Here is a 22,369-nt window from a genome sequence, read left to right as displayed (position 1 = left end):
TACTGCCCAACCCCTATCCCCTGCGAGCGAAGCGAGCCAATGCCATACGACCAGAAGAAAATCGTCGAAGCCATCCGCGCCTTCGAGCGGGGCGAGATCGTCGTCGTCATGGACGATGACGGGCGTGAGAACGAGGGCGACCTGATCGTTGCCGCCGTGCATTGCAGCCCGGAGAAAATGGCCTTCATCATCCGTCACACCTCCGGCATCGTCTGCACGCCGATGCCGCGCGAGGAGGCCAAGCGGCTCAATCTGCAGCCGATGGTCGCCGACAATGATTCCGCCCACACCACGGCCTTTACCGTCAGCGTCGATTTCAAGCATGGCACCACCACCGGCATTTCGGCCGAGGACCGCACGCTGACCGTGCGCAACCTGGCCAACGGCAATGTCGGCGGTTCGGATTTCGTCCGGCCCGGCCACATCTTCCCGCTGATCGCTAGGGAAGGCGGCGTGCTGATGCGTTCGGGCCATACCGAAGCCGCGGTTGATTTGTGCAAACTTGCCGGCCTGCCGCCGGTTGGCGTGATCTCGGAGTTGGTCAATGACGACGGCACCGTCAAGCGCGGCCCGCAGGTGGCGAGCTTTGCCGAGGAACATGGCCTCAAGCAGGTTTCGGTCGCCGACCTCATCGCCTACCGGCAGCGCAAGGAAACGCTGGTCGAACGCGTCGCCTGCTCCGAAATCGACACACTCGGCGGCAAGGCACAGGTCTTCACCTACACGCTGCCCTGGGATTCCATGCACCATGTCGCGGTCGTTTTCGGCGACATCCGTGACGGCGAGGACGTGCCGGTGCGGCTGCATTCGGAGGATGTGGTGACCGACGTGTTCGGCACCAGCCACCGGCTCGACGCCATTATGAAGGCGATGGGCGAACGCAAGCGCGGCGTCATCGTCTATCTCCGGGAGGGTTCGGTCGGCGTCGCCCATCAGGAGCGCAACCGGCCGATGAGTGCCGACCGTGAGGACCACGAAGAGGCCCGCCGCCGTGAGAACGAGTGGCGAGAAATCGGCCTCGGCGCCCAGATCCTGAAGGACCTCGGCATTTCCTCGATCAACCTGATCGCCTCGCGCGAGCGCCACTATGTCGGGCTTGAAGGCTTTGGCATACATATCGCCAAGACCGAGATTATCTAGTTCGTCGCGCAAGAGCGACGCTGCCGAAAATATTGCGCGGGCAGGTCGCCTGCTTCTGCGATTTGCTGAAGCCTCCACGCGTTCGTCATCCTATGGCGAAGCAAGGAGCGAAGCGACGCGGCGCAGACCATAGGATCCATGCCGCGACTTCGACGCGTTGCAACGGTGCAGAATTCTGCTCCGCTGCACCCTACGGTAACGGAATGGCTCCTCGGGTCTGCGCGTCCGCTTCGCTCCCGCTTCGCCCGTGGATGACGACGCCAGAGGCCTCACCTAATTCCGAACGTTTGCGGTGGTCTCCAGAGCCAACGTCAGGCCTATCCTCACTCCGCGGGAACGGCGGCAGCGTCGCATCCGTCCAGCTCGCATGTGTGGGTGGCCAGGCTGCGCTGGCCCAGCAACACCGTGACCAATGCGATGACGCCGGCCGCCACCGAGACCCAGAACCCGTTCCTGGCGCCGAACTCATCCACCACCGCGCCGGCGGCAAACGACCCGAGCGCCATGCCGATGCCGATGCCGGTCATCACCCAGGTGATGCCTTCGGTCAGCATCGCTTCCGGCACGTGCCGCTCGATCAGGCCGAAGGCGGTGATGAAGGTCGGCGAGATCGCCACGCCGCTGATGAAAACGGTCAGCGCCAGCAGCGGCACCGTGTCGGCGGTGAGCGGCAGCAGCGTGCCGAGCGCGACGAGGGCGACCGCGAGGGCCAACTGGCGCTGCAGCGCCGCTTTCAGGTTGAGCGCACCGACGACGAGGCCGAGCACGAACGATCCCAGCGCATAGACGCCGATGACGAGGCTGGCGGCGCCCGGCTGGCCGAGTTCCTTGGTGATCGCCACCGTGGTCACTTCCGTCGTCGCGAAGGTGGCGCCGACGAAGATCAGGGCGAAGGTGATGATCTGCACCGGCCTGAGCCGGATTGCCGAGCCGCTCGAGACATGGTCGACCGGCCGCACTTGTGGTTCGGTCGAACGCTGCAGGATGAAGGCTGCCGAGCCAAGGGCGAGGAATAGCGTGCTGACCAGGACACCGGCTTCCGGGAACAGAGCGGCACTCAAGCCCACCGACAGCGATGCGCCTGCAATGTAGACGAGTTCGTCCGCCGCCGATTCGAAGGCGAATGCGGTGTTCATCTGCGGCCGGCCGCGAAAAATCTCGGTCCAGCGCGCGCGCACCATCGCCGGCATGCTGGGCATGGCGGCGGCCGCCAGTGCCGACACAAACAGCGTCCACACCGGCCAGTCCTGATTGGCTGCGGCAATCAGCACCGCGAAGGCGAGCACGGTGAGGATGGTGGTCGGAATCACGATCCGCGTCTGGCCGAGGCGATCGACCAGCCGTGATATCTGCGGCGCCACGAAAGCGTTGCTCAGCGCGAACGTCGCCGAGACAGCTCCCGCCAGCCAGTATTCGCCACGCGTCTGCGAGAGCATGGCCACGATGCCGATCGGCGCCATGGCGATCGGCAGCCGCGCGAGGAAGCCCGCGGCGGCAAACCCCTTGGCTCCAGGGGCACGAAAGATTTCCGAGTATGGGTTTTGCATGGCTGGTTCCTCGACAAGGGCCAATTCGACAATTACATACGATGCGTATGAATATAGGTAGTCGATACGCCACGTATGTCAATTGGCATACGAAGCGTATGTGAATAAGGCCAGAACCATGCACAGACCCCGCAAGGAGATGATTGCCGAAACGCGCGCCAAGCTGATCACGGCGGCCCGCCACGCTTTCGGCACGATCGGCTATGCCGACGCGTCGATGGACGACTTCACCGCCTCGGCCGGGCTGACGCGCGGTGCGCTCTATCATCATTTCGGCGACAAGAAGGGCCTGCTGCAGGCCGTCATCGCCGAAATCGATGGCGAGATGGCCGTCCGCATCCATGAGATTGCGTCGCGGGCGCCAAGCCGCTGGCAGCGTTTCGTCGACGAATGCACGACCTATATCGAGATGGCGCTGGAGCCGGAAATCCAGCGCATCATGTTTCGCGACGGTCCGGCTGTGCTCGGCGATCCGGCGCAATGGCCGAATGCCAATGCCTGCGTCGGTTCAATGACCGATCATCTGACCAGGCTGCAGCAGGAGGGGGTGGTCGTCCCCGGCGTCGACCCGGAAACCGCCGCAAGACTAATCAACGGCGCCAGCAGCCAGGCGGCACAGCGCATCGCCAATTCGAACGACCCCGAAGCCACGTCGAAGACCGTGGTGGCGGCCTTCCAGCAGTTGCTTGAAGGCTTGCTTAAAAAGCAGGACTCGCAGCCGGTCTGAAATCTCGCCAGCCGATCCCCGGCATTGCCGAGATTGACAATTCCCGGCCCGGGTTCATCCTCGCCGTCCATCTCTGAGGGGAGATTCGGGCGCATGTGGGATTTCGAAATCGGCAGGTCGGTGTCCATCATGATCAGGACATGGCCTTTCATTGCCCTTCGCATGATCATCTATTTCGGCATCACGCTCGCCTATATCGTGGCGACCGGCAGCGGCGCCTCCGTCGGCTATGGCGTCGGCCATGTCTCCACCGATCCCGACGGGCCGCTGTCCTTTGCGCTCTGGGGCGGCATCGTCGGCATCGGCGTCGTTTCGATCGCGCTGTACTGGATCCGCGAATACATCCTCTATGTCGTCAAGGCCGGCCATATCGCCGTCATGGTCCATCTGATCGATGGCCGCGAGATTCCCAATGGCCAGGACCAGATCGCCTACGCCAAGGATGTGGTGAAGGAACGTTTCGCCGAGGCCAACATCCTTTTCGTGGTCGACCAGCTGGTCAAGGGCGCCATCCGCGCCATCACCGGCCTGATCGGCGGCATCGCCGCCTTCCTGCCCATTCCGGGCCTCGGCGGCCTGGTCGCTTTCATCAATACGGTCATCCGCCTGTCGCTGACCTATGTTGACGAGATCATCCTCGGCTACAACATCCGTATCAACTCGTCGTCGCCCTTCGAAACCGCCCGGCAAGGCGTCGTGCTCTATGCCCAGAACGGCAAGACCATGGTCAAGAACGCCGTCTGGCTGGCGGTCATCATGTGGGGTGTGTCCTTCGTCATCTTCCTTTTGATGCTGGCGCCGGCCGCCGCCATCATGTGGTTCATTCCGGGGCAGCTCGGCGGCTGGGCCTTCGTGCTCGCCATCCTCCTTGCCTGGGCCTTCAAGGCGGCCTTCATCGAACCCTTCGCCATAGCCTGCCTGATGCAGGTCTATTTCAAGACCATCGAAGGCCAGGTGCCGAACGCCGAATGGGACCAGCGGCTGGCCGAGGGGTCGTCCAAGTTCAGGGAACTCAGGGATAAGGCGCTGGCCTCCTTCGGCGGCTCGCGCTGGACGCAGCCCGCGCCCGGGGTGTAATCCCTGTTGAACGTCGGGGCGGTGAGGCGTCAAACCATGGTCAAAGCGGCCGGGCGCGCCTATATCGGGTCATGGTCACCAGGCTCTACACCCATCCGATCTTCCTCGAACATCTGACGCCCCCCGGTCATCCGGAGCGGCCGGACCGCTTGCGCGCTATCGAGCGCGTGCTCGACGACGAGGCCTTCACCGCACTCGATCGGGTAACGGCGCCGCAAGGCGACGAGGCCACAATCCTCTACGCCCACCCCGAGGATTTCGTCGCCCGCGTCCGCGCCGCGATCCCTGAAAGCGGCATTGCCTCGATCGACGCCGACACCAGCGCCAGCCCGAAAAGCTGGCAGGCGGTGGTGACCGCCATCGGTGCCGCCAACGCCGCTGTCGACGACGTCTTCGAGGGCCGCGTCGCCAATGCCTTCGTCGCCTCACGTCCGCCCGGCCACCACGCCGAAAAGACCACGGCGATGGGCTTTTGCCTGTTCAACACCGCGGCGATTGCCGCGCGTTATGCGCAAAAGAAACACGGCGCCGAGCGCGTCGCTATCGTCGATTGGGATGTCCATCACGGCAACGGCACGCAGGACATCTTCTGGGACGATCCCTCGGTGCTCTATTGTTCGACGCACCAGATGCCGCTCTATCCCGGCACCGGCGCCAAGAGCGAAACCGGCGCCGGCAACATCGTCAACGCCCCGCTGGCGCCGCAGACCGGCTCGGACATGTTTCGCGATGCCTTGCTGTCGCGCGTCCTGCCGGCGCTCGACAATTTCGCGCCCGATCTGATCATCATTTCCGCAGGCTTCGACGCTCACCATCGCGACCCGCTGGCCGAGATCAACCTCAGCGAGGACGATTTCGACTGGGCGACAGGCCAGTTGCTGGAACGCGCCGGGCGCCACAGCGGCAACCGGCTCGTCAGCCTGCTTGAGGGCGGCTACGATCTGCAGGGACTGGCATTTTCGGTCGCCGCCCATGTCGGGCGGCTGATGAAGGGGTAAAGTATGGCTGGCGAAGCAAATGAAGACGTGAAGGCGATGAGCTTCGAGCAGGCACTCGACGCGCTGGAAAAGATCGTCGATGATCTGGAACGCGGCGACGTGCCGCTCGACCAATCGATCAAGATCTATGAGCGCGGCGAGGCGCTGAAGGCCCATTGCGACCGGCTGCTGAAGGCGGCCGAAGACAAGGTCGAGAAGATCAGGCTGTCGCGTGATGGCAAACCGGTGGGAACGGAGCCGCTCGACGCGGAGTAGTGGAATGGGGCGGGCATAAAGCAGATAGGAGTTCAAGCATGTGCAGAAACATCAAGACCCTGTTCAATTTCGAGCCGCCGGCGACCCATGACGAGATCCGCGACGCCGCCCTTCAATTCGTGCGCAAACTGAGCGGAACGACGCGCCCCTCGCAGCGCAACCAGGCAGCCTTCGACCGTGCCGTCGAGGCGATCGCCGAATCGGCGCATGAATTGCTGCATTCGCTGGAAACCACGCATCATCCGCGCAATCGTGAAGAGGTGGCGGCCAAGGCAAAAGCCAAATCGGCGCTCCGCTTCGCCTGAGGACATCCAGATGAGTTTCTTCCCCGGCAAGGACCCTGAGCCTGGCGATGCCTTCGCCAGCGACCAGATCGAGCTCATGGTCATTCCAAACGCCAAGGACATTGGCGGCTTCCAGGTTCGTCGCGCTCTGCCGACGGCAAAGCGGCGGCTGGTCGGTCCCTTCATCTTCTTCGACCGCATGGGGCCGGCGATCTTGCGCGCCGGCCAGGCGATGGATGTGCGCCCGCACCCGCATATCGGGCTTTCCACCGTCACCTATCTGTTCGACGGCAATATCAGGCACCGCGATTCGCTCGGCACCGAGATGGTCATCCAGCCCGGCGACGTGAATTTGATGACCGCCGGCCGCGGCATTGTCCATTCCGAGCGCACGCCCGAAGAACTGCGCGGCGCGCCGATGTCGGTCTCCGGCCTGCAGACATGGCTGGCTTTGCCCGACGGCAAGGAGGAAGTGGCGCCGGTGTTCGAGAACACGGCCGCGCTCCTTCTGCCCGAGATCGACGCCGAAGGTGTTTCCGGCCGCGTGGTGATCGGCGATTTCCAGGGACTGCGCTCGCCGGTAAGAGCCGACACCGAGACGCTCTACGCCGATCTGAGGCTGGCGCCCGGCGCCAGCGTCAAAATTCCCGCCGACGCCGAGGAACGCGCCATCTACACGCTGGACGGCGATGTCTCGATCTCGGGCGACCGTTTTCCGGCCGAACGGCTGCTGGTGTTCCGGCCTGGCGACGAGATCGTCGTGTCGTCCGAGCGCGGCGCCCATTTCATGCTCTTCGGGGGCGCTTCGCTCGGCTCTCCGCGCCACATCTGGTGGAACTTCGTCTCGTCGTCGAAGGAACGCATCGAACAGGCCAAGCAGGAATGGAAGACGGGCCGCTTCGATATCGTTCCTGGAGATGAGGAAGAGTTCATTCCGTTACCGGACAATTAACGTCAGCATCACCCGCGTCACTGACACGCATTTACATTCGGGCGACGCAGGCATATTTCGCCATGATCGACGCGCATCATAGCTGAGCAGGCCCTTAACAGTGAACGCAACGCTGCATACGCCGCTTCTCGACAAGGTCCGCATTCCAGCCGACCTGAAGAAGCTTGACGAAAGCGAGCTGCCGCAGCTGGCCTCGGAGCTGCGCGCCGAGCTGATCGATGCCGTCTCGCATACGGGCGGGCATCTCGGCGCTGGCCTAGGTGTCGTCGAACTGACGGTGGCGCTGCACTATGTCTTCAACACGCCGGAAGACCGCGTGATCTGGGATGTCGGCCACCAGGCCTATCCACACAAGATCCTGACCGGCCGCCGCGACCGCATCCGAACGCTCAGGCAAGAAGGCGGCCTGTCCGGCTTCACCCGTCGCGCCGAGAGCGAATACGACCCGTTCGGCGCCGCGCACTCCTCGACCTCCATTTCCGCTGGCCTCGGCATGGCCATGGCGCGCGACCTCTCCGGCGGCCACAACAATGTCATTGCCGTCATCGGCGACGGCGCCATGTCTGCCGGCATGGCCTATGAAGCCATGAACAACGCCGGCGCGCTCGATGCTCGCCTGATCGTCATTCTCAACGACAACGACATGTCGATCGCGCCGCCGACCGGCGCCATGAGCGCCTATCTGGCGCGGCTTGCCTCTGGCAAGACCTATCTTGGCCTGCGCGACTTCGGCAAGAAACTGACCTCCTATCTCGGCAAGCGTGCCGATCGCGCCATCAAGCGGGCGGTCGAGCATGCGCGCGGCTACGTCACCGGCGGCACGCTGTTCGAGGAGCTTGGCTTCTACCATATCGGCCCGATCGACGGCCACAATCTCGAGCATCTGATCCCGGTGCTGAAGAACGTCCGCGACCATGCCGACGGTCCGGTGCTGATCCATGTCGTGACCCAGAAGGGCAAGGGCTACGCGCCGGCCGAGGCTGCGGCCGACAAATATCATGGCGTGAACAAGTTCGACGTCATCACCGGCGCGCAGACCAAGGCCCCGGCCAATGCGCCGGCCTACACCAAGGTGTTTGCCGAAAGCCTGGTCCAGGAAGCCCGCCTGGACGAACGTATCGTCGCCGTCACCGCCGCCATGCCGAACGGCACCGGCCTCGATTTGTTCGGCGAAGCGTTTCCGACCCGGACCTTCGATGTCGGCATTGCCGAGCAACATGCCGTGACCTTCGCCGCCGGCCTCGCCAGCGAGGGCTACAAGCCCTTCGCCGCCATCTATTCGACCTTCCTGCAGCGCGCCTACGATCAGGTCGTCCATGATGTGGCGATCCAGAAACTGCCGGTGCGTTTCCCGATCGACCGCGCCGGTTTCGTCGGCGCCGACGGCGCCACTCATTGCGGCGCCTTCGACACCACCTTCCTGGCGACGCTGCCGGGCTTCGTGGTGATGGCGGCTGCCGACGAGGCGGAGCTTCGCCACATGGTGCGCACCGCCGCCTATTATGACGAAGGCCCGATCGCCTTCCGCTATCCGCGCGGCAATGGCGTCGGCGTCGACATGCCGGAGCGCGGCTCGGTGCTCGAAATCGGCAAGGGCCGCATCGTCAGGGAAGGCACCAAGGTGGCGCTTCTGTCCTTTGGCACAAGACTGCAGGACTGTCTTCTGGCGGCCGAGGAACTCGGCGCGGCCGGATTGTCGACAACGGTTGCGGATGCCCGTTTCGCCAAGCCGCTCGACGAGGATTTGATCCGCCGTCTTGCCCGCTCGCACGAAGTGCTGGTGACGGTGGAAGAGGGCGCTGTCGGCGGTTTCGCCAGCCACGTGCTGCAGTTCCTCGCCCATGAAGGCTTGCTGGAAAGCGGTCTGAAAGTTCGGCCGCTGGTGCTGCCGGACGAGTTCACCGACCACGCCAAGCCGGAAAAAATGTATGCCGATGCCGGGCTCGACGCGGCCGGCATCGTGCGCACCGTGTTCGTCGCGCTCGGCCATTCCGCGCGCGCGCAGCGCGCCTGAATCAAACCTCACGCAGCTGAAGCAGGTGCCTGTGCAAGCCTAACACTTTGTTAACGCTTCTCTTTGGCGTTTCGCTCACCGTCTCTTTTGGCCGTTTTTCAACGCCGCCCTGCTAGAACTGCCTCCAGGCAGGGAGTTAAAAACAATGCGAACGCTTCTGTGCGGCGCGGCCCTTTTGGCCGTCATCGCCCCGCCGGCCATGGCCGAGACGCGCTATGACCGCAAGCTCGAACAGGCGGTGGCAGGCATCGTCGCCCGCAAGATGGGCGATATCAGGGGCGCTTTTTCCTACAAGCAGGTGCCGCAGCTTGTCGTCGTGCCGGACGCACCAGTCGTTGCTGTCGAGCGCCCGCGCAAGCAGGCTTCAGATGACGGAAGCGACGGCCTGATGCCGGCCGTTGAACGGCAGGTCTCACGGACGATCTTCTAAAACCACATATCGCGCACGCAGCGCCCATCGCGCGGCAGGTCGTCATAAGTGTCCAGCCCGTCGAAATGGTCGATCGGCAGGTCGGCGACCGCCTCAGGCGGTGCCAGCCTGACATTGATGGCGATACGCGTGCGGCCGCTGTCGCTGCGGCGCAAACCGCGCCAGGCAAGCACACAGGCACATGTCGGGCAAAACAGGATTTCCAGCGACGGCGTCTCCTTGCCGGCGCGGGTGTAGGACTGCACAGGCCCCGCAAGCCGGATACGCTCGTCGACAAAGTCATAGGCCCAGAGTGTGCCATAGCGGCGGCAAAGCGTGCAATTGCAGGCCGTGATCGGGCCGGGATCGCCTTCCAGGGTCCAGTGGGCGGCGCCGCAATGGCAGGTTCCCGTCAGCATTCGTCTTCCTCCGCATTGCCTGAGCCTCTACATCTTGCCGGACTGGCTGCGCTATTCAACCGGGCGGACTGGCTTGCGGCCCGGGTCTCGACGTCCTCCTATGCCAATGTCCTTGCCTTCGCGGCCGGCTTTCGCCATGAAGGCCGATGAACTCCCCTCTGCCAGCCAGCACACGCCAGCGGCTCGACGAATTGCTCGTCCAGCGCGGCCTGTTTGCGAGCCGCTCGCGCGCCCGCGACGCGGTCGAGCGCGGCACCGTGACGGTCGACGGCGTGGTCGCCCGCAAGCCCGGCCAGACGGTTCTGCCGCACTGTCTCATCGTCATCGACGACCCGGCGCAGGGTTATGTCTCACGCGCGGCGCTGAAGCTGATCGCCGGGCTCGACCATTTCAGTCTCGATCCCGCGGGCAGTGAAGCCCTCGATATCGGCGCCTCGACAGGCGGCTTCACCCAGGTGCTGCTCGAACGCGGCGCGGCCCATGTCACTGCCATCGATGTCGGCCACGGCCAGATGCATCCCGGTGTCTCGTCCGACCCGCGCGTCACCGTGATCGAGGGCCTCAACGCTCGCGAGCTCGCGGCTGCCGATCTCGGCGGCCGTATCCCCGATTTCATCGTCTCCGATGTAAGCTTCATCTCGTTGAAACTGGCGATGCCACCGGCGTTGGCATTGGCACGGGACGGCGCTCGTGCGGTGTTTCTGGTCAAGCCGCAATTCGAGGCCGGCCGCGAGGCGATCGGCAAGGGCGGTCTTTTGAAAGACCCTTATGACGCCGCCCGTGTGGCCGGCTTGCTGCAGGAATGGCTCGAAGGCGTCCCTGGCTGGCGTACATTGGGCTTGCACATGTCGCCGATCGAAGGCGGGGACGGCAACCGCGAATTCCTGCTTGCCGGGATCAAGGATGCCGGGACCAAGGATGCCGGGACCAAGGACCGATGAGCACGGGCTTCACCATCAAGAGACTGGGTTCGCAGGGCGACGGCGTCGCCGAGACGGAGACCGGCGAGCTGTTCATTCCCTTCACCCTGCCCGGCGAGACCGTCACCGCCGCGCGCGAGAGGGATCGCGCCATGCTGATAGCGGTATTGGAGACGTCGCCGCTGCGTATCGATCCGGCCTGCCGGCATTTCACCGAATGTGGCGGCTGCGCCGTCCAGCATCTGCAAGCCGACGCTTACCAGCAATGGAAACGCGACAAGGTCGTGCATGCCTTGAAAGGTATTGCCGGCGACATCGGCGCCCTGGTGCCGTGTGCGCCACACACACGCCGCCGCGTCGTGCTTGCCGCCAGGCGCGCCGACACAGGCATGCTGCTTGGCTTCCATCGCCATCTGTCGCCGGAAATCATCCCCATCGAGGAATGTCCGATCTCGCTGCCGGAGATCGTTGCCGCGCTCGATCGCTTGAGGTCGGTCGCCGACCTGGTTTGCGCCACCACCAAATCGTTCCGGATGGCGGTCACTGTGACGGGCTCGGGGCTTGACGTCGCTGTCTATGAGTCGGGCAAGCTGGGCGAGAACCAGCGCCGGGTCGCCTCCAACTTCATCATGGCCAATGGCTTTGCCCGGCTTTCGATCGACGACGAGATTGTCATCGAGCCGAAAAAGCCGGTGGTCATGTTCGGCACCGTCGCTGTCGCCATACCGCCTGGCGCCTTCCTGCAGGCAACGCAAGCCGCCGAACAGACGATGGCCGATCTCGTTGGCGGACATCTGAAGCGTGCCAGGAAAGTCGCGGATCTTTTCGCCGGCTGCGGCAGCTTTGCGCTTCGGCTGGCGGCCAAATCCGAAGTCCACGCGGTCGAAGGCGACGCGGCAGCCCTTTCGGCGCTCGACCGCGGATCGCGCTTCGCCACCGGCCTGAAGCGGGTAACCGGCGAACGCCGCGACCTGTTCCGGCGGCCGCTGACGTTCAAGGAGCTGAATGCTTTCGATGGCGTCGTCTTCGACCCGCCGCGCGCCGGCGCCGAGGACCAGTCGAAGCAGATCGCCCGCTCGGATGTGCCGTTCGTCGCCGCCGTCTCCTGCAATCCGGTGACGCTGGCACGAGACCTGCGCATCCTGATTGACGGCGGCTACATCTTGAAGAGCGTCACGCCCATCGACCAGTTCCTGTGGTCGCCGCATGTCGAGGCCGTGGCGCTGCTGGAGAAGCCGAAACGGCGACGTTAATCCGCCGATTTTCACAAGGCCGTGCTTGAGTTTGCCGCCCCCCGCAAGACGTAGCCGGCTGGCAAACTAGCCTTCGCGAACGCTTTCGTACCCGGCCGCTTGTGCGGCCTTGATGAACTTACGGTCGAAGGACACAAATGCTGAGCAGTGCGAGGACTTGCCCAGATGGAGCGCATCGGCGAAATCCATTCCCGTCTCGGCTAGATCGACCGCGGAAGAGACCATCGCAGCATCCTCTATCTCGACAGTGGGAAGCCCGCCGAACACCCGCAGTGCATTGACGATCGAGGCCTGATCATAACCATAGCCGCTGCGCAGCACCCACTCAGCCGCCAGGATCACCGTGACGGCGACGAAAACGGGCTGACCGTCGATCAGCCGCCGGGCTCGCGGGGACTGCTCGGGATCGTCGTTCGTCAGATACCTGACGACAACGTTGGTATCAATCGCGAGCATGGCGCCGCCGTGCTTCAGCAAGGACGGCCGCGTCCATCTCCTCCAAGGTCTTCGGTCTGCCACTGTGCGGCAGGACACCAAAGACATCTTCTGGTCGTGTCGGGGCAAAGGCAGGCGCCGGTCTCAAAAGTACACCGTCCGGTGTGTCTTCGACCTGCAGGCGCGTGCCCGCGCCCCAGTCCCTCCGCTTGCGGATAGCGCTGGGCAGGATGACTTGTCCCTTGGTCGAGACGGTCGTTATAAGCTTTTCTATTGCACCCATTGCGGTATTACCCTTGTGTAAGACAAAGGTAAGATATCCCTGTGAGGGGAACTATTCAAGCCCGCCGACGTCTCCTCGCTCAAACCCTGGTGCCGCCGACCGTCATCTGGTTCATCCTGAGATGCGGCTGGCCGACGCCGACCGGCACGCCTTGTCCGGCCTTGCCGCACATGCCGATGCCGGTGTCGAGTTTCATGTCGTTGCCGATCATCGACACACGGTGCATGGCGTCCGGTCCGTTGCCGATCAGCATGGCGCCCTTGATCGGCTGCGTCACCTTGCCGTTTTCGATCATGTAGGCCTCGGTGCAGCCGAACACGAACTTGCCTGAGGTGATGTCGACCTGGCCGCCGCCGAAGGATACGGCATAGATGCCGTTCTTGACCGAGGCGATGATCTCATCCGGCTCCATGTCGCCCGCCGTCATATAGGTGTTGGTCATGCGCGGCATCGGCTGGTGCGCATAGCCTTCGCGCCGGCCGTTTCCCGTGGCTTTCATGCCCATCAGCCGGGCGTTCTGGCGGTCCTGCATGTAGCCGACAAGCTTGCCGTCCTCGATCAGCACATTGCGGGCCGAAGGCGTGCCTTCATCGTCGACGGTCAGCGAACCCCGCCGCTCCGGCATGGTGCCGTCATCGACCACGGTAACGCCCTTGGCGGCGACCTGCTGGCCGAGCAGGCCGGCAAAGGCGGAGGTCTTCTTGCGGTTGAAGTCGCCCTCCAGCCCATGGCCGACGGCTTCGTGCAGCATCACGCCTGGCCAGCCGCTGGACAAAACGATGTCGAACGTTCCGGCCGGCGCGGGAATGGCTTCGAGATTGACCAGCGCCTGCCTGAGCGCCTCCCTGGCCGCATGCTTCCAGGCGTCCTCGACCAGGAACTCGCCGAACGCCTTGCGCCCGCCCATGCCATAGGAGCCGCTTTCCTGGCGGTCGCCGTCGCCGACGACGACGGAAACGTTGATGCGGACCAGCGGGCGGATGTCGCGCACGATCTGGCCGTCGGCGCGCACGATCTCGACATGCTGCCAGGACGCCGCGAGCGAGGCCGTCACCTGGCGCACGCGCGGGTCCTCGGCGCGCAGCCATGCGTCGATTTCCTGCAACAGCTTGGCCTTGACCTCGAAGGAGGGCGAGGGGATCGGGTTCTCCTCGCCATAGAGATGGCGGTTGGTGCGCGCGGGTGCCGCGGCAAGCGTGCCGGAATAGCCGCCCCTGACTGTCGAGACGGCGTCGGCGGCGCGCAGCAGCGACGCCTCCGAAAGATCGCTGGAATGAGCGTAGCCGCTGGCCTCGCCGGCCACGGCGCGCAGGCCAAAACCCTGGTCGGTGTTGAAATTGGCGGTCTTCAGCCTGCCATTGTCGAACATCAGCGCTTCGCTCTCGCTGTATTCGAGGAACAGTTCGCCGTCGTCGGCGCCGTTCAGTGTGTCGGCGACGATCCGCTTGATGCGATCATCTGAAATGTCGAATTGGCCGGTCAGGCTGTTCATGGCAGGTCCGCTCACAGGAGGAATGGTGTTGCCACGATGTAGGCGCGAAGACGCGCCTGCACAATCCGCAATGACGATCCGCAGCAGGTAGGAGCGGGTAGCCCCGCCCCTGAACATGACATCCATCTTGAAGTTCGACCCGTCACCCGAAAAGGCCTTCACCCAGCGATATTTCTTGTTCCATTCATTGGCCTGGTCGGCCGTGAAGGGGTCGGTATAGCCCGAGGAGAACTGGATCGACTTGCACTTCTCATGGTTTTCGCAGCCATAGAAGTAGATGACATATTTCATGCCCTGAAGCCGGCCCGAGACCATCGGATCGCCCCGTCGTCCTTGTCCATCTTGGCCGAGCCATAGCCTTTCGCAAGCTCGAAAATGACGGCCGGATCGGGCGCCGTGATGATTTCGGAATCCTCGGCAAAGGCGACGGAAACGGCGCCGGTCAGGATCAGACCGGTCGACAAAAGCAAAGAACAAGCACGCATGATGACCCCCACAGCCAAAGATCAAACCCGTGGGAATTGTGAGGAAAGACGGTTTCGCAAGCATCAAGCTCAGGGCAGGGCGGCAAAACCGTCGGCGAAGCCCTTGAGGTCGACGGGGATGCCGATGCCTTCTTCCGGCGTCTGGAAGACGATGAAGGTGGCCGACGTCCCGGTCTTCAGCGTATCGAGCAGCGGCTTTTCGAGAATGACCTCGGCATAGCAGCCGTCCTGGAAGCAGCGCACGAAATAGGCGCGGCCGATATCCTTGCCGTCGACATTGAGGCCCAGGCCATTGGGCAGCAAAACGCCGAGCGGCGCCAGCACGCGCAGGATCTCGGCCTTGTTGTCGGCGGTGCGCAGGACGACGACGGACAGTCCCATTTCCGGGCGATCCTCGGCAACGACGTTCTGCATCATCACGCATTGTTCCGAGGTGGCGCCGGCCGGCGTGTCGCAGATGATCGACCACGCGCCATGCGTTGACTTGACCGTGCCGCTGGGCTGCGCTGCATTGGCGACGCCGGTTGCGGACGAGCCGATACCGATCAGGGCGGCGAGAAAAACGACCTTCGCCCCGCTTCTCGAAAGCCAAGCGCTTTTCGAATGCCAGGCGCTCTTCGAATGCCAGGCGTTTCTCGAAAGCCAAGAGGTCATGACGGCTCCATTGCGAATCACGGCACTTTAAGCCGCGCCAAGGCCAAGTAAAGGATAGGGCGACCGCCGGTCAGCCCCGGCAGGCGCAATAATGCGCTTTTCCCTAGCAAATTCGCCCGAATTGCGACCGTCGGGCGCATTCCGGACACAAGCCCGCATAGCCTGTCTGTCGACGACCCGCGCGGGCACGAGGCCGTCGAAACAGCGCGGCAGCACTTGCGCGCAAAAATGCCGCACGGTTTCGCCCGCTCCTTTCTTGCGGAGGGAAATAGAGTATGGTTTGAACCACCCTTGGGACTGTCCGGGATTCCCATCCCGGCATTGTTCGATATTCTTGCGTCGCGATCGCGAGGAACCGGGAGATGAAGAGGGCGATGAGAAAATTCCCAGCAAGCGCCAAATTGATGGCAACGGCAGGCGCCGCCGCCGCATTTTTCGCCGGTGCCTCCGCCCATGCGGCCCAGCCGCAGCCGTGGGAGATGACTTTTCAGCCGCCGGCGACAGACATGATGCGGCAGATCGAGTGGTTCGGGAACTACACGATGTGGTTCGTCGTCCCGATCACTGCTTTGGTTCTGGCGCTTCTCGCCTGGTGCATCTTCAGGTTCCGCGCCAGCAAAAACCCGGTTCCGTCCAAGACCAGCCACAACACGCTGATCGAGATCATCTGGACAGTCGGGCCGGTCGTCGTCCTGCTGTTCATCGCCATTCCCTCGTTCCAGTTGCTGACGGCGCAGTACACGCCGCCGGAAGAGGCCAAGCTGACCGTCAAGGTAACGGGCAATCAGTGGAACTGGGACTATGAGTACCAGACCGAGAACACGCTCTCCTTCAACTCAGCCATCCTGCAGGACGCCGACCGCGCCGCGATCGGCAAGGAAGACCGCAAGGTCTATCCGCGCCTGCTGGCGGTCGACAACGAGCTGGTCGTGCCGGTCAACACCATGACGCGCGTCCTGGTTACCGCAGCCGACGTGATCCATTCCTTTGCCGTTCCGGCCTTCGGCATCAAGATGGACGCGGTTCCCGGCCGCACCAACGAGACGTGGTTCAAGGCGGAAAAGGAAGGCATCTATTACGGCCAGTGCTCGCAGCTCTGCGGCAAGGACCATGCCTTCATGCCGATCGCCGTCCGCGTCGTATCCGACGCGCAGTACAAGACCTGGCTGGCAGCAGCCAAGACCGACCTCCCCGGCGCCAACAAGGCGCTGATGGCCGAGGTCGACGGTACCAACAAGGTAGCGGCCGCCGGCAATTGATGCCGCGGGTTAGCAAGAATTAGGGAACGGAGCCGACCATGGCAGAAGCTGCAGCTCACGACGACCACGACCACAAGCCCTATCATGGCTGGGTCCGGTGGGTGTACTCCACCAACCACAAGGACATCGGCACGCTCTACCTGATCTTCGCGATCTTCGCGGGCATCGTCGGCGGCGCGCTTTCGGTCGTCATCCGCATGGAGCTGCAGGAGCCGGGCATCCAGATCTTCACCGGTCTGGCGCAGATGGTCTATGGCATGAACGGCGATGCCGCCATCGACGGCGGCAAGAGCATGTACAACGCCTTCGGCACCGCGCACGCGCTGATCATGATCTTCTTCATGGTCATGCCGGCGCTGATCGGCGGCTTCGCCAACTGGATGGTGCCGATCATGATCGGCGCGCCTGACATGGCCTTCCCGCGCATGAACAACATCTCGTTCTGGCTGCTCCCGCCGGCCTTCCTGCTGCTCATCGCTTCGGCTTTCATGCCGAGCGCGCCCGGCGCCTATGGCGTTGGCGGCGGCTGGACGCTCTATCCGCCGCTGTCGACCTCCGGCCAGCCCGGGCCGGCCATGGATCTGGCGATCCTGTCGATCCACATTGCCGGCGCGTCCTCGATCCTCGGCGCCATCAACTTCATCACCACCATTTTCAACATGCGCGCGCCGGGCATGACGCTGCACAAAATGCCGCTATTTGCCTGGTCGGTTCTGATCACCGCCTTCCTGCTGCTCTTGTCGCTTCCGGTTCTGGCCGGTGGCATCACCATGCTGCTTACCGACCGCAATTTCGGCACCACCTTCTTCGCCCCGGATGGCGGCGGCGATCCGATCCTGTTCCAGCATCTGTTCTGGTTCTTTGGTCACCCCGAAGTGTACATCCTGATCCTGCCGGGCTTCGGCATCATCAGCCACATCGTCTCGACCTTCTCGAAGAAGCCGGTGTTCGGCTATCTCGGCATGGCCTACGCCATGGTCGCGATCGGCGCCGTCGGCTTCATCGTCTGGGCGCACCACATGTACACGACCGGCCTGTCGCTCGACACGCAGCGCTACTTCGTCTTCGCCACCATGGTCATCGCAGTACCGACAGGCGTGAAGATCTTCTCTTGGATCGCGACGATGTGGGGCGGCTCGATCTCGTTCAAGACGCCGATGCTGTGGGCGCTGGGCTTCATCTTCCTGTTCACGGTCGGCGGCGTCACCGGCGTCCAGCTCGCCAACGCCGGTCTCGACCGCTCGCTGCATGACACCTATTTCGTCATTGCCCACTTCCACTATGTGCTGTCGCTGGGTGCGGTCTTCGCCATCTTCGCCGGCTGGTACTACTGGTTCCCCAAGATGACCGGCTACATGTACTCGCCGGTGATCGCCAACACCCACTTCTGGGTCACCTTCGTCGGCGTCAATTTGATCTTCTTCCCGCAGCATTTCCTCGGCCTGGCCGGCATGCCGCGCCGCACCATCGACTATCCCGACGCGTTCGCCGGCTGGAACATGGTGTCGTCCTACGGCTCCTATATATCGGCCGTCGGCGTGGTGATCTTCCTCTATGGCGTGTTCGAGGCCTTCCAGAAGAAGCGCGTCGCCGGCGCCAATCCGTGGGGCGAGGGTGCAACGACGCTCGAATGGCAGCTGCCTTCGCCGCCGCCCTTCCACCAGTGGGAACAGCTGCCGAAGATCAAGTAAGGCAGCCCGAATACGAAACCGCCGGCCCGCCGGCGGTTTCGGCCAACGGAATGATTGGACTTATGTACGCATGGCCCTTGTCGACGACCCAATGATTGACGAAGCGGGCTTTCGCATGTCGGAAGCCACGTCGGGCGATTTCTTCGCCCTGCTGAAGCCGCGCGTCATGTCGCTGGTGGTGTTCACGGCCTTTGTCGGCATGGTCGCTGCGCCCGTGACCATCAACCCGCTGCTGGCGGTGATCGCCATCCTGGCCATTGCCATCGGCGCCGGCGCCTCGGGTGCGCTCAACATGTGGTACGACGCCGACATCGACGCGGTGATGAGCCGGACCGCCGGCCGCCCGGTACCGTCCGGCCGTATCCTGCCCGGCGAAGCCCTGAGCTTCGGCCTTGTGCTTTCGGTGCTGTCGGTGATGACGCTGGGCGTGCTGGTCAACTGGCTGTCGGCGGCGCTGCTTGCCTTCACCATCTTCTTCTACGCCGTCGTCTATACGATGTGGCTGAAGCGCTCGACGCCGCAGAACATCGTCATCGGCGGTGCCGCCGGCGCCATCCCGCCGGTCATCGGCTGGGCCGCGGTGACCGGAACAGTGAGCCTGGAAAGCCTCGTCCTGTTCCTGATCATCTTCCTGTGGACGCCGCCGCACTTCTGGGCGCTGGCGCTGTTCAAGTCCGACGACTACGCCAAGGCTGGCATCCCGATGATGCCGAACGTTGCCGGCCAGGCCTCGACCCGCCGCCAGATCTTTGCCTACGCCCTGATCCTGGCGCCGATCGGTGTGCTGCCCTGGGTGCTCGGTTTCACCACCGCCTTCTATGGCGTCGCATCAGTGGCTCTCGGCGCCGGCTTCGTCTGGTATGCCTGGAAAGTGCTGTGCATGACCGATAGCGACCGCGTCATGAAGCCGGCCAAGGCTCTGTTCGCCTATTCGCTGCTCTACCTCTTCGCCATCTTCGCCATCTATCTTGCCGACTGTGTCGTCGGTCGCGCTTTGGCCATCGGTGGAGCATGACCATGATCGACAAGAAGCTTGAACTGGTCACGCTGACCGAAAGCCAGAAGAAGGCGCGGCGCAACCGTTCGGCGGCGATCGGCGTCGCGCTGGCGATTCTGGTCGTCATCTTCTACGTCGCGACCATCGTGAAATTCGGCCATACCGGATGAGGCCGATGATGACCCGCCAGACCGTGACCGATCCCAGGAAGAAGAACACCAACCGCGTCGTCGCCGCCGTCTGCGTCGCCTTCTTCGGCGGCATGATCGGCATGGCCTACGCCGCGGTGCCGCTCTACAAGATGTTCTGCCAGGCCACCGGCTATGGCGGCACCACGCAGCGCGCCGAAAAGCAATATGCCGGCCGCATCCTCGACCGTGACATCACCGTGCGCTTCGACGCCAACACCAACGGCATTCCGTGGCAGTTCCAGCCGGTCGCCCGTTCGGTCACCATCAAGATCGGCGAGACCACGCAGGCGCATTACAGCGCCACCAACAAGTTCGACCGCGCCGTTACCGGCCGCGCCACCTTCAACGTGCAGCCGGAACTGGCGGGCCCCTACTTCAACAAGGTCGAGTGTTTCTGCTTCACCGACACGACGCTGAAGCCCGGCGAGACGCTGGACATGCCGGTCGTGTTCTATGTGGATCCCGATATCGTCAACGTGCCGGAACTGAAGGACTTGAACACGATCACCCTGTCCTACACCATGTTCCCGGTCCAAAAGAACAAGCCGGTGGCGTCATCGACGCCGAACAGCAGCAGCAAAGTTTCAGATACCGAAGCAAATCTCGGGGGTTGATATGGCAGACGCGCACGCAAAACCACAACACGACTACCATCTCGTCAACCCGAGCCCGTGGCCCTTCCTGGGGTCGATCGGCGCGCTGGTGACTGCAGTCGGCGGCGTCGCCCTGATGCAGTATCTCAAGAACGGCGATTTTCCAATTTTCGGCCACAACATCGCCAATCCATGGCTGTTCTTCATCGGCCTGGTCATCGTCCTCTACACGATGTTTGCCTGGTGGTCGGACACCATCAAGGAAGCGCATGAGGGCCACCACACGCGCGTCGTGTCGCTGCATCTGCGCTACGGCATGATCATGTTCATCGCTTCGGAAGTGATGTTCTTCGTTGCCTGGTTCTGGGCCTATTTCGATGCCAGCCTGTTTCCGAGCGAAGTGCAGAATTACGCCCGCACCGCTTTCACTGGTGGCGTCTGGCCGCCGAAGGGTCTCGAAGTCCTCGATCCCTTCCATCTGCCGCTCTACAACACCATCATCCTGCTTCTGTCGGGCACCACGGTGACATGGGCGCACCATTCGCTCATCCATGGCGACCGCAAGGGCCTGATCAACGGCCTGGTGCTAACCGTCGGCCTCGGCATGCTGTTCACCATGGTGCAGGCCTACGAGTACATGCACGCTCCGTTCGGCTTCAAGGATTCCATCTACGGCGCCACCTTCTTCATGGCGACCGGCTTCCATGGCTTCCACGTCATCATCGGCACCATCTTCCTGCTGGTCTGCCTGATCCGCGCCTGGAAAGGCGACTTCACGCCCAAGCAGCATTTCGGCTTCGAGGCGGCTGCTTGGTACTGGCACTTCGTCGACGTGGTCTGGCTGTTCCTGTTCGCATCGATCTACGTCTGGGGATCGGTCGGCGCGGTGATCGAAGGCCACTGACGGCTTTCACCGAACCGACAAATCAGAAGGGCGGTCGCGGCAACGCGGTCGCCTTTCGTCTTTTCGGCGCCCATCAATGGCCAACGGATTCGGCTGGTCGGGCTGGCTGCTTCAATTGGTCGACTGGACCGATGGCTGCATTGGGGTTACCGACTGCGACATGGACCAAATCTGGACTATGGTGCCGGATGGAACGCTGATCGAAATCGAGCCGTAAAGCATGACTATCCATGAGTGAAGATAGGGCGATCTGGCCACCCATCGAGCCGATCTCGGCCGGCCTGCACGGACGCTGCCCGCGCTGCGGCGAAGGACGGCTGTTTTCCGGCTTCCTCACCGTCGGCAAGCGCTGCAACAATTGCGGCCTCGACTATTCCTACGCCGATGCCGGCGACGGCCCGGCGGTGTTCGTCATCCTGATCATCGGCTTCATCGTCGTGGGGCTGGCGCTGTGGGTGGAGGTCACGCTGAGCCCGCCGCTCTGGCTGCATTTCATCATCTGGATACCGCTGGCCGTGGGACTGTGCCTGACGGCGCTGAGGTTGATCAAGGGGGTGCTGCTGACGCTTCAATACGCCAACAAGGCGGCCGAAGGCCGCCTGGACCAGGGGCAATGAGCGAGGCGCTGACGAAGCCCGCCGGCCGCTCGCGGCCGAAGACGGCATTGCTGCTCGGCCTCGGCCTGGTGGTGTTCGTCATCCTGCTCGGGCTTGGCACATGGCAGGTGCAGCGCCTGTACTGGAAGGAAGCCCTTCTGCAGACCATCGACCAGCGCACCCATTCAGCGCCGCAGCCGCTGGCGGACGTCGAGAAGGAATTCGCTGCCACCGGTGATGTCGACTACACGCCGGTCACCGTCAGCGGGACGTTCCTGCACTCCGGCGAGCGGCATTTCTACGCCACATGGGAGGGCGACGCCGGCTTCAACGTCTATACCCCGCTGGCCCTCGACGATGGCCGCTATGTCCTGATCAACCGCGGCTTCGTTCCCTATGATCTCAAGGATGCCGCCAAGCGCCCGCAAGGGCAGGTGACCGGCAAGGTCACGGTCACCGGCCTGGCGCGCAACCCGCTGCCGGCCAAGCCGTCGATGATGCTGCCCGACAATGACGTGGCCAAGAACATCTTCTATTGGAAGGACCGCGATGCCATGGCGGCGAGTGCCGGCCTGCCGGCGCGTGCCGTGCTGGTGCCGATCTTCATCGACGCCGACAAGACGCCGAACCCGGGCGGGCTGCCGGTCGGCGGCGTCACCATCATCGACCTGCCGAACTCTCATCTGCAATATGCCTTCACCTGGTTTGGCCTGGCGGCGGCTCTTGCCGCGGTTCTGATCGTCAGGCTGCGCCGTCCGGCAAAGACTGAATGATCCAGAGCATGATCCCGAAAA

At 63.4% G+C, this 22,369-nt stretch carries 26 protein-coding genes and 1 pseudogene; 20 read left to right on the top strand and 7 right to left on the bottom strand.

What is annotated here, in order from left to right; all coding sequences use genetic code 11:
• Positions 1-39 precede the first annotated feature (39 nt).
• The gene (ribB, locus tag X750_RS150025; protein WP_023668438.1) at positions 40-1,140 is read left to right on the top strand and encodes a 3,4-dihydroxy-2-butanone-4-phosphate synthase; all 1,101 of its coding nucleotides are present in this window, start codon (positions 40-42) and stop codon (positions 1,138-1,140) included.
• 323 nt (positions 1,141-1,463) lie between these two features.
• Here ribB and X750_RS150030 read toward each other — a convergent pair whose 3' ends face one another.
• Positions 1,464-2,687 carry an MFS transporter gene (locus X750_RS150030; protein ID WP_023747551.1) on the bottom strand — a complete coding sequence of 408 codons (1,224 nt, stop codon included), beginning with the start codon at positions 2,685-2,687 and terminating at the stop codon, positions 1,464-1,466.
• Positions 2,688-2,805: 118 nt separating this feature from the next.
• Here X750_RS150030 and X750_RS150035 point away from each other — a divergent pair, with 118 nt between their 5' ends.
• The 8 genes from X750_RS150035 (at position 2,806) to X750_RS150070 (ending at position 9,424) form a co-directional block, all read left to right on the top strand.
• Positions 2,806-3,414, top strand: a complete 609-nt coding sequence (locus X750_RS150035) for a TetR/AcrR family transcriptional regulator (RefSeq protein WP_023747550.1) — start codon at positions 2,806-2,808, stop codon at positions 3,412-3,414.
• Between the two features lie 93 nt (positions 3,415-3,507).
• Entirely contained in the window at positions 3,508-4,491 is a 984-nt protein-coding gene (locus X750_RS150040) for a hypothetical protein (protein ID WP_023747549.1), read from the top strand.
• Positions 4,492-4,562: 71 nt separating this feature from the next.
• On the top strand, positions 4,563-5,489 hold the full coding sequence (locus tag X750_RS150045; protein ID WP_023747548.1) for a histone deacetylase family protein: 927 nt from the start codon (positions 4,563-4,565) through the stop codon (positions 5,487-5,489).
• Between the two features lie 3 nt (positions 5,490-5,492).
• The gene (locus X750_RS150050) at positions 5,493-5,744 is read left to right on the top strand and encodes an exodeoxyribonuclease VII small subunit (RefSeq protein ID WP_023668433.1); all 252 of its coding nucleotides are present in this window, start codon (positions 5,493-5,495) and stop codon (positions 5,742-5,744) included.
• Between the two features lie 38 nt (positions 5,745-5,782).
• Positions 5,783-6,049 (top strand): DUF2277 domain-containing protein, encoded by a 267-nt coding sequence (locus tag X750_RS150055; protein WP_023668432.1) that lies wholly within the window; start codon positions 5,783-5,785, stop codon positions 6,047-6,049.
• 10 nt (positions 6,050-6,059) lie between these two features.
• Positions 6,060-6,980 carry a pirin family protein gene (locus tag X750_RS150060; RefSeq protein ID WP_023685413.1) on the top strand — a complete coding sequence of 307 codons (921 nt, stop codon included), beginning with the start codon at positions 6,060-6,062 and terminating at the stop codon, positions 6,978-6,980.
• A gap of 100 nt (positions 6,981-7,080) precedes the next feature.
• A complete protein-coding gene (gene dxs / locus X750_RS150065; protein ID WP_023685414.1) occupies positions 7,081-8,994 on the top strand; it encodes a 1-deoxy-D-xylulose-5-phosphate synthase in 1,914 nt (637 codons plus the stop codon).
• A 145-nt stretch (positions 8,995-9,139) separates the two neighbouring features.
• The gene (locus X750_RS150070; protein WP_023740703.1) at positions 9,140-9,424 is read left to right on the top strand and encodes a hypothetical protein; all 285 of its coding nucleotides are present in this window, start codon (positions 9,140-9,142) and stop codon (positions 9,422-9,424) included.
• On the opposite strand, the gene X750_RS150075 is transcribed toward X750_RS150070, so the two are convergent.
• Entirely contained in the window at positions 9,421-9,822 is a 402-nt protein-coding gene (locus X750_RS150075; protein ID WP_023747547.1) for a GFA family protein, read from the bottom strand. The two genes, X750_RS150070 and X750_RS150075, sit on opposite strands and share 4 nt — an antisense overlap.
• A 146-nt stretch (positions 9,823-9,968) precedes the next feature.
• Here X750_RS150075 and X750_RS150080 point away from each other — a divergent pair, with 146 nt between their 5' ends.
• On the top strand, positions 9,969-10,763 hold the full coding sequence (locus X750_RS150080) for a TlyA family RNA methyltransferase (protein WP_023702017.1): 795 nt from the start codon (positions 9,969-9,971) through the stop codon (positions 10,761-10,763).
• On the top strand, positions 10,760-11,995 hold the full coding sequence (locus X750_RS150085) for a class I SAM-dependent RNA methyltransferase (RefSeq protein ID WP_023747546.1): 1,236 nt from the start codon (positions 10,760-10,762) through the stop codon (positions 11,993-11,995). Before X750_RS150080 ends, X750_RS150085 begins: the two co-directional genes overlap by 4 nt.
• A 66-nt stretch (positions 11,996-12,061) precedes the next feature.
• Here X750_RS150085 and X750_RS150090 read toward each other — a convergent pair whose 3' ends face one another.
• The 5 genes from X750_RS150090 to X750_RS150100 form a co-directional block, all read right to left on the bottom strand.
• Positions 12,062-12,451, bottom strand: coding sequence for a type II toxin-antitoxin system VapC family toxin (locus tag X750_RS150090; RefSeq protein WP_023747545.1), 390 nt, complete (start codon positions 12,449-12,451; stop codon positions 12,062-12,064).
• Entirely contained in the window at positions 12,438-12,713 is a 276-nt protein-coding gene (locus tag X750_RS1000000164470) for an AbrB/MazE/SpoVT family DNA-binding domain-containing protein (RefSeq protein ID WP_081725433.1), read from the bottom strand. Before X750_RS1000000164470 ends, X750_RS150090 begins: the two co-directional genes overlap by 14 nt.
• A gap of 79 nt (positions 12,714-12,792) precedes the next feature.
• Complete coding sequence (gene tldD, locus X750_RS150095; protein ID WP_023816786.1) at positions 12,793-14,496, bottom strand: metalloprotease TldD; 1,704 nt, start codon at positions 14,494-14,496, stop codon at positions 12,793-12,795.
• On the bottom strand, positions 14,493-14,690 hold the full coding sequence (locus tag X750_RS1000000166400; protein ID WP_155923284.1) for a hypothetical protein: 198 nt from the start codon (positions 14,688-14,690) through the stop codon (positions 14,493-14,495). Before X750_RS1000000166400 ends, tldD begins: the two co-directional genes overlap by 4 nt.
• Positions 14,691-14,759: 69 nt before the next feature.
• Positions 14,760-15,344, bottom strand: a complete 585-nt coding sequence (locus X750_RS150100; RefSeq protein ID WP_023668422.1) for an invasion associated locus B family protein — start codon at positions 15,342-15,344, stop codon at positions 14,760-14,762.
• Positions 15,345-15,718: 374 nt separating this feature from the next.
• On the opposite strand from X750_RS150100, the gene coxB reads away from it, so the two are divergent.
• From coxB to X750_RS150140, 9 genes and pseudogenes are all read left to right on the top strand, one after another.
• Positions 15,719-16,603, top strand: coding sequence for a cytochrome c oxidase subunit II (coxB, locus tag X750_RS150105; RefSeq protein WP_023687148.1), 885 nt, complete (start codon positions 15,719-15,721; stop codon positions 16,601-16,603).
• Positions 16,604-16,641: 38 nt separating this feature from the next.
• Positions 16,642-18,294, top strand: coding sequence for a cytochrome c oxidase subunit I (ctaD, locus tag X750_RS150110; RefSeq protein ID WP_023668420.1), 1,653 nt, complete (start codon positions 16,642-16,644; stop codon positions 18,292-18,294).
• Between the two features lie 70 nt (positions 18,295-18,364).
• Positions 18,365-19,309 (top strand): heme o synthase, encoded by a 945-nt coding sequence (locus X750_RS150115; RefSeq protein ID WP_023668419.1) that lies wholly within the window; start codon positions 18,365-18,367, stop codon positions 19,307-19,309.
• A gap of 2 nt (positions 19,310-19,311) precedes the next feature.
• Positions 19,312-19,461, top strand: a complete 150-nt coding sequence (locus X750_RS150120; protein WP_023698516.1) for a hypothetical protein — start codon at positions 19,312-19,314, stop codon at positions 19,459-19,461.
• 8 nt (positions 19,462-19,469) lie between these two features.
• The gene (locus X750_RS150125) at positions 19,470-20,096 is read left to right on the top strand and encodes a cytochrome c oxidase assembly protein (protein WP_023740706.1); all 627 of its coding nucleotides are present in this window, start codon (positions 19,470-19,472) and stop codon (positions 20,094-20,096) included.
• Position 20,097: 1 nt separating this feature from the next.
• Entirely contained in the window at positions 20,098-20,979 is an 882-nt protein-coding gene (locus X750_RS150130) for a cytochrome c oxidase subunit 3 (protein ID WP_023668416.1), read from the top strand.
• Between the two features lie 82 nt (positions 20,980-21,061).
• Positions 21,062-21,196 (top strand): annotated as a pseudogene (locus tag X750_RS1000000164465) (L,D-transpeptidase family protein); the annotation flags it as partial.
• Between the two features lie 13 nt (positions 21,197-21,209).
• Complete coding sequence (locus X750_RS150135) at positions 21,210-21,596, top strand: DUF983 domain-containing protein (protein WP_023685423.1); 387 nt, start codon at positions 21,210-21,212, stop codon at positions 21,594-21,596.
• Positions 21,593-22,348: an SURF1 family protein gene (locus X750_RS150140; protein ID WP_023747544.1), complete on the top strand. Its 756-nt coding sequence runs from the start codon at positions 21,593-21,595 to the stop codon at positions 22,346-22,348. The genes X750_RS150135 and X750_RS150140 overlap by 4 nt, the downstream gene beginning before the upstream one ends.
• Positions 22,349-22,369: the final 21 nt, after the last annotated feature.

The sequence above is a fragment of the Mesorhizobium sp. LNJC391B00 genome, from assembly GCF_000502535.1.
Classification (GTDB): Bacteria; Pseudomonadota; Alphaproteobacteria; order Rhizobiales; family Rhizobiaceae; genus Mesorhizobium.
The sequence above is the reverse complement of the archived record's forward strand: the minus strand, read 5'-3'. Positions and strand labels throughout refer to the sequence as shown.

Coding starts and splice junctions, on each gene's coding strand:
- ribB (WP_023668438.1), top strand. CDS start 40: ATGCCATACGACCAGAAGAAAATCGTCGAAGCCATCCGCGCCTTCGAG.
- X750_RS150030 (WP_023747551.1), bottom strand. CDS start 2,687: ATGCAAAACCCATACTCGGAAATCTTTCGTGCCCCTGGAGCCAAGGGG.
- X750_RS150035 (WP_023747550.1), top strand. CDS start 2,806: ATGCACAGACCCCGCAAGGAGATGATTGCCGAAACGCGCGCCAAGCTG.
- X750_RS150040 (WP_023747549.1), top strand. CDS start 3,508: ATGTGGGATTTCGAAATCGGCAGGTCGGTGTCCATCATGATCAGGACA.
- X750_RS150045 (WP_023747548.1), top strand. CDS start 4,563: ATGGTCACCAGGCTCTACACCCATCCGATCTTCCTCGAACATCTGACG.
- X750_RS150050 (WP_023668433.1), top strand. CDS start 5,493: ATGGCTGGCGAAGCAAATGAAGACGTGAAGGCGATGAGCTTCGAGCAG.
- X750_RS150055 (WP_023668432.1), top strand. CDS start 5,783: ATGTGCAGAAACATCAAGACCCTGTTCAATTTCGAGCCGCCGGCGACC.
- X750_RS150060 (WP_023685413.1), top strand. CDS start 6,060: ATGAGTTTCTTCCCCGGCAAGGACCCTGAGCCTGGCGATGCCTTCGCC.
- X750_RS150070 (WP_023740703.1), top strand. CDS start 9,140: ATGCGAACGCTTCTGTGCGGCGCGGCCCTTTTGGCCGTCATCGCCCCG.
- X750_RS150075 (WP_023747547.1), bottom strand. CDS start 9,822: ATGCTGACGGGAACCTGCCATTGCGGCGCCGCCCACTGGACCCTGGAA.
- X750_RS150080 (WP_023702017.1), top strand. CDS start 9,969: ATGAACTCCCCTCTGCCAGCCAGCACACGCCAGCGGCTCGACGAATTG.
- X750_RS150085 (WP_023747546.1), top strand. CDS start 10,760: ATGAGCACGGGCTTCACCATCAAGAGACTGGGTTCGCAGGGCGACGGC.
- X750_RS150090 (WP_023747545.1), bottom strand. CDS start 12,451: ATGCTCGCGATTGATACCAACGTTGTCGTCAGGTATCTGACGAACGAC.
- X750_RS1000000164470 (WP_081725433.1), bottom strand. CDS start 12,713: ATGGGTGCAATAGAAAAGCTTATAACGACCGTCTCGACCAAGGGACAA.
- tldD (WP_023816786.1), bottom strand. CDS start 14,496: ATGAAATATGTCATCTACTTCTATGGCTGCGAAAACCATGAGAAGTGC.
- X750_RS1000000166400 (WP_155923284.1), bottom strand. CDS start 14,690: ATGCGTGCTTGTTCTTTGCTTTTGTCGACCGGTCTGATCCTGACCGGC.
- X750_RS150100 (WP_023668422.1), bottom strand. CDS start 15,344: ATGACCTCTTGGCTTTCGAGAAACGCCTGGCATTCGAAGAGCGCCTGG.
- coxB (WP_023687148.1), top strand. CDS start 15,719: ATGAGAAAATTCCCAGCAAGCGCCAAATTGATGGCAACGGCAGGCGCC.
- ctaD (WP_023668420.1), top strand. CDS start 16,642: ATGGCAGAAGCTGCAGCTCACGACGACCACGACCACAAGCCCTATCAT.
- X750_RS150115 (WP_023668419.1), top strand. CDS start 18,365: ATGGCCCTTGTCGACGACCCAATGATTGACGAAGCGGGCTTTCGCATG.
- X750_RS150120 (WP_023698516.1), top strand. CDS start 19,312: ATGATCGACAAGAAGCTTGAACTGGTCACGCTGACCGAAAGCCAGAAG.
- X750_RS150125 (WP_023740706.1), top strand. CDS start 19,470: ATGACCCGCCAGACCGTGACCGATCCCAGGAAGAAGAACACCAACCGC.
- X750_RS150130 (WP_023668416.1), top strand. CDS start 20,098: ATGGCAGACGCGCACGCAAAACCACAACACGACTACCATCTCGTCAAC.
- X750_RS150135 (WP_023685423.1), top strand. CDS start 21,210: ATGAGTGAAGATAGGGCGATCTGGCCACCCATCGAGCCGATCTCGGCC.
- X750_RS150140 (WP_023747544.1), top strand. CDS start 21,593: ATGAGCGAGGCGCTGACGAAGCCCGCCGGCCGCTCGCGGCCGAAGACG.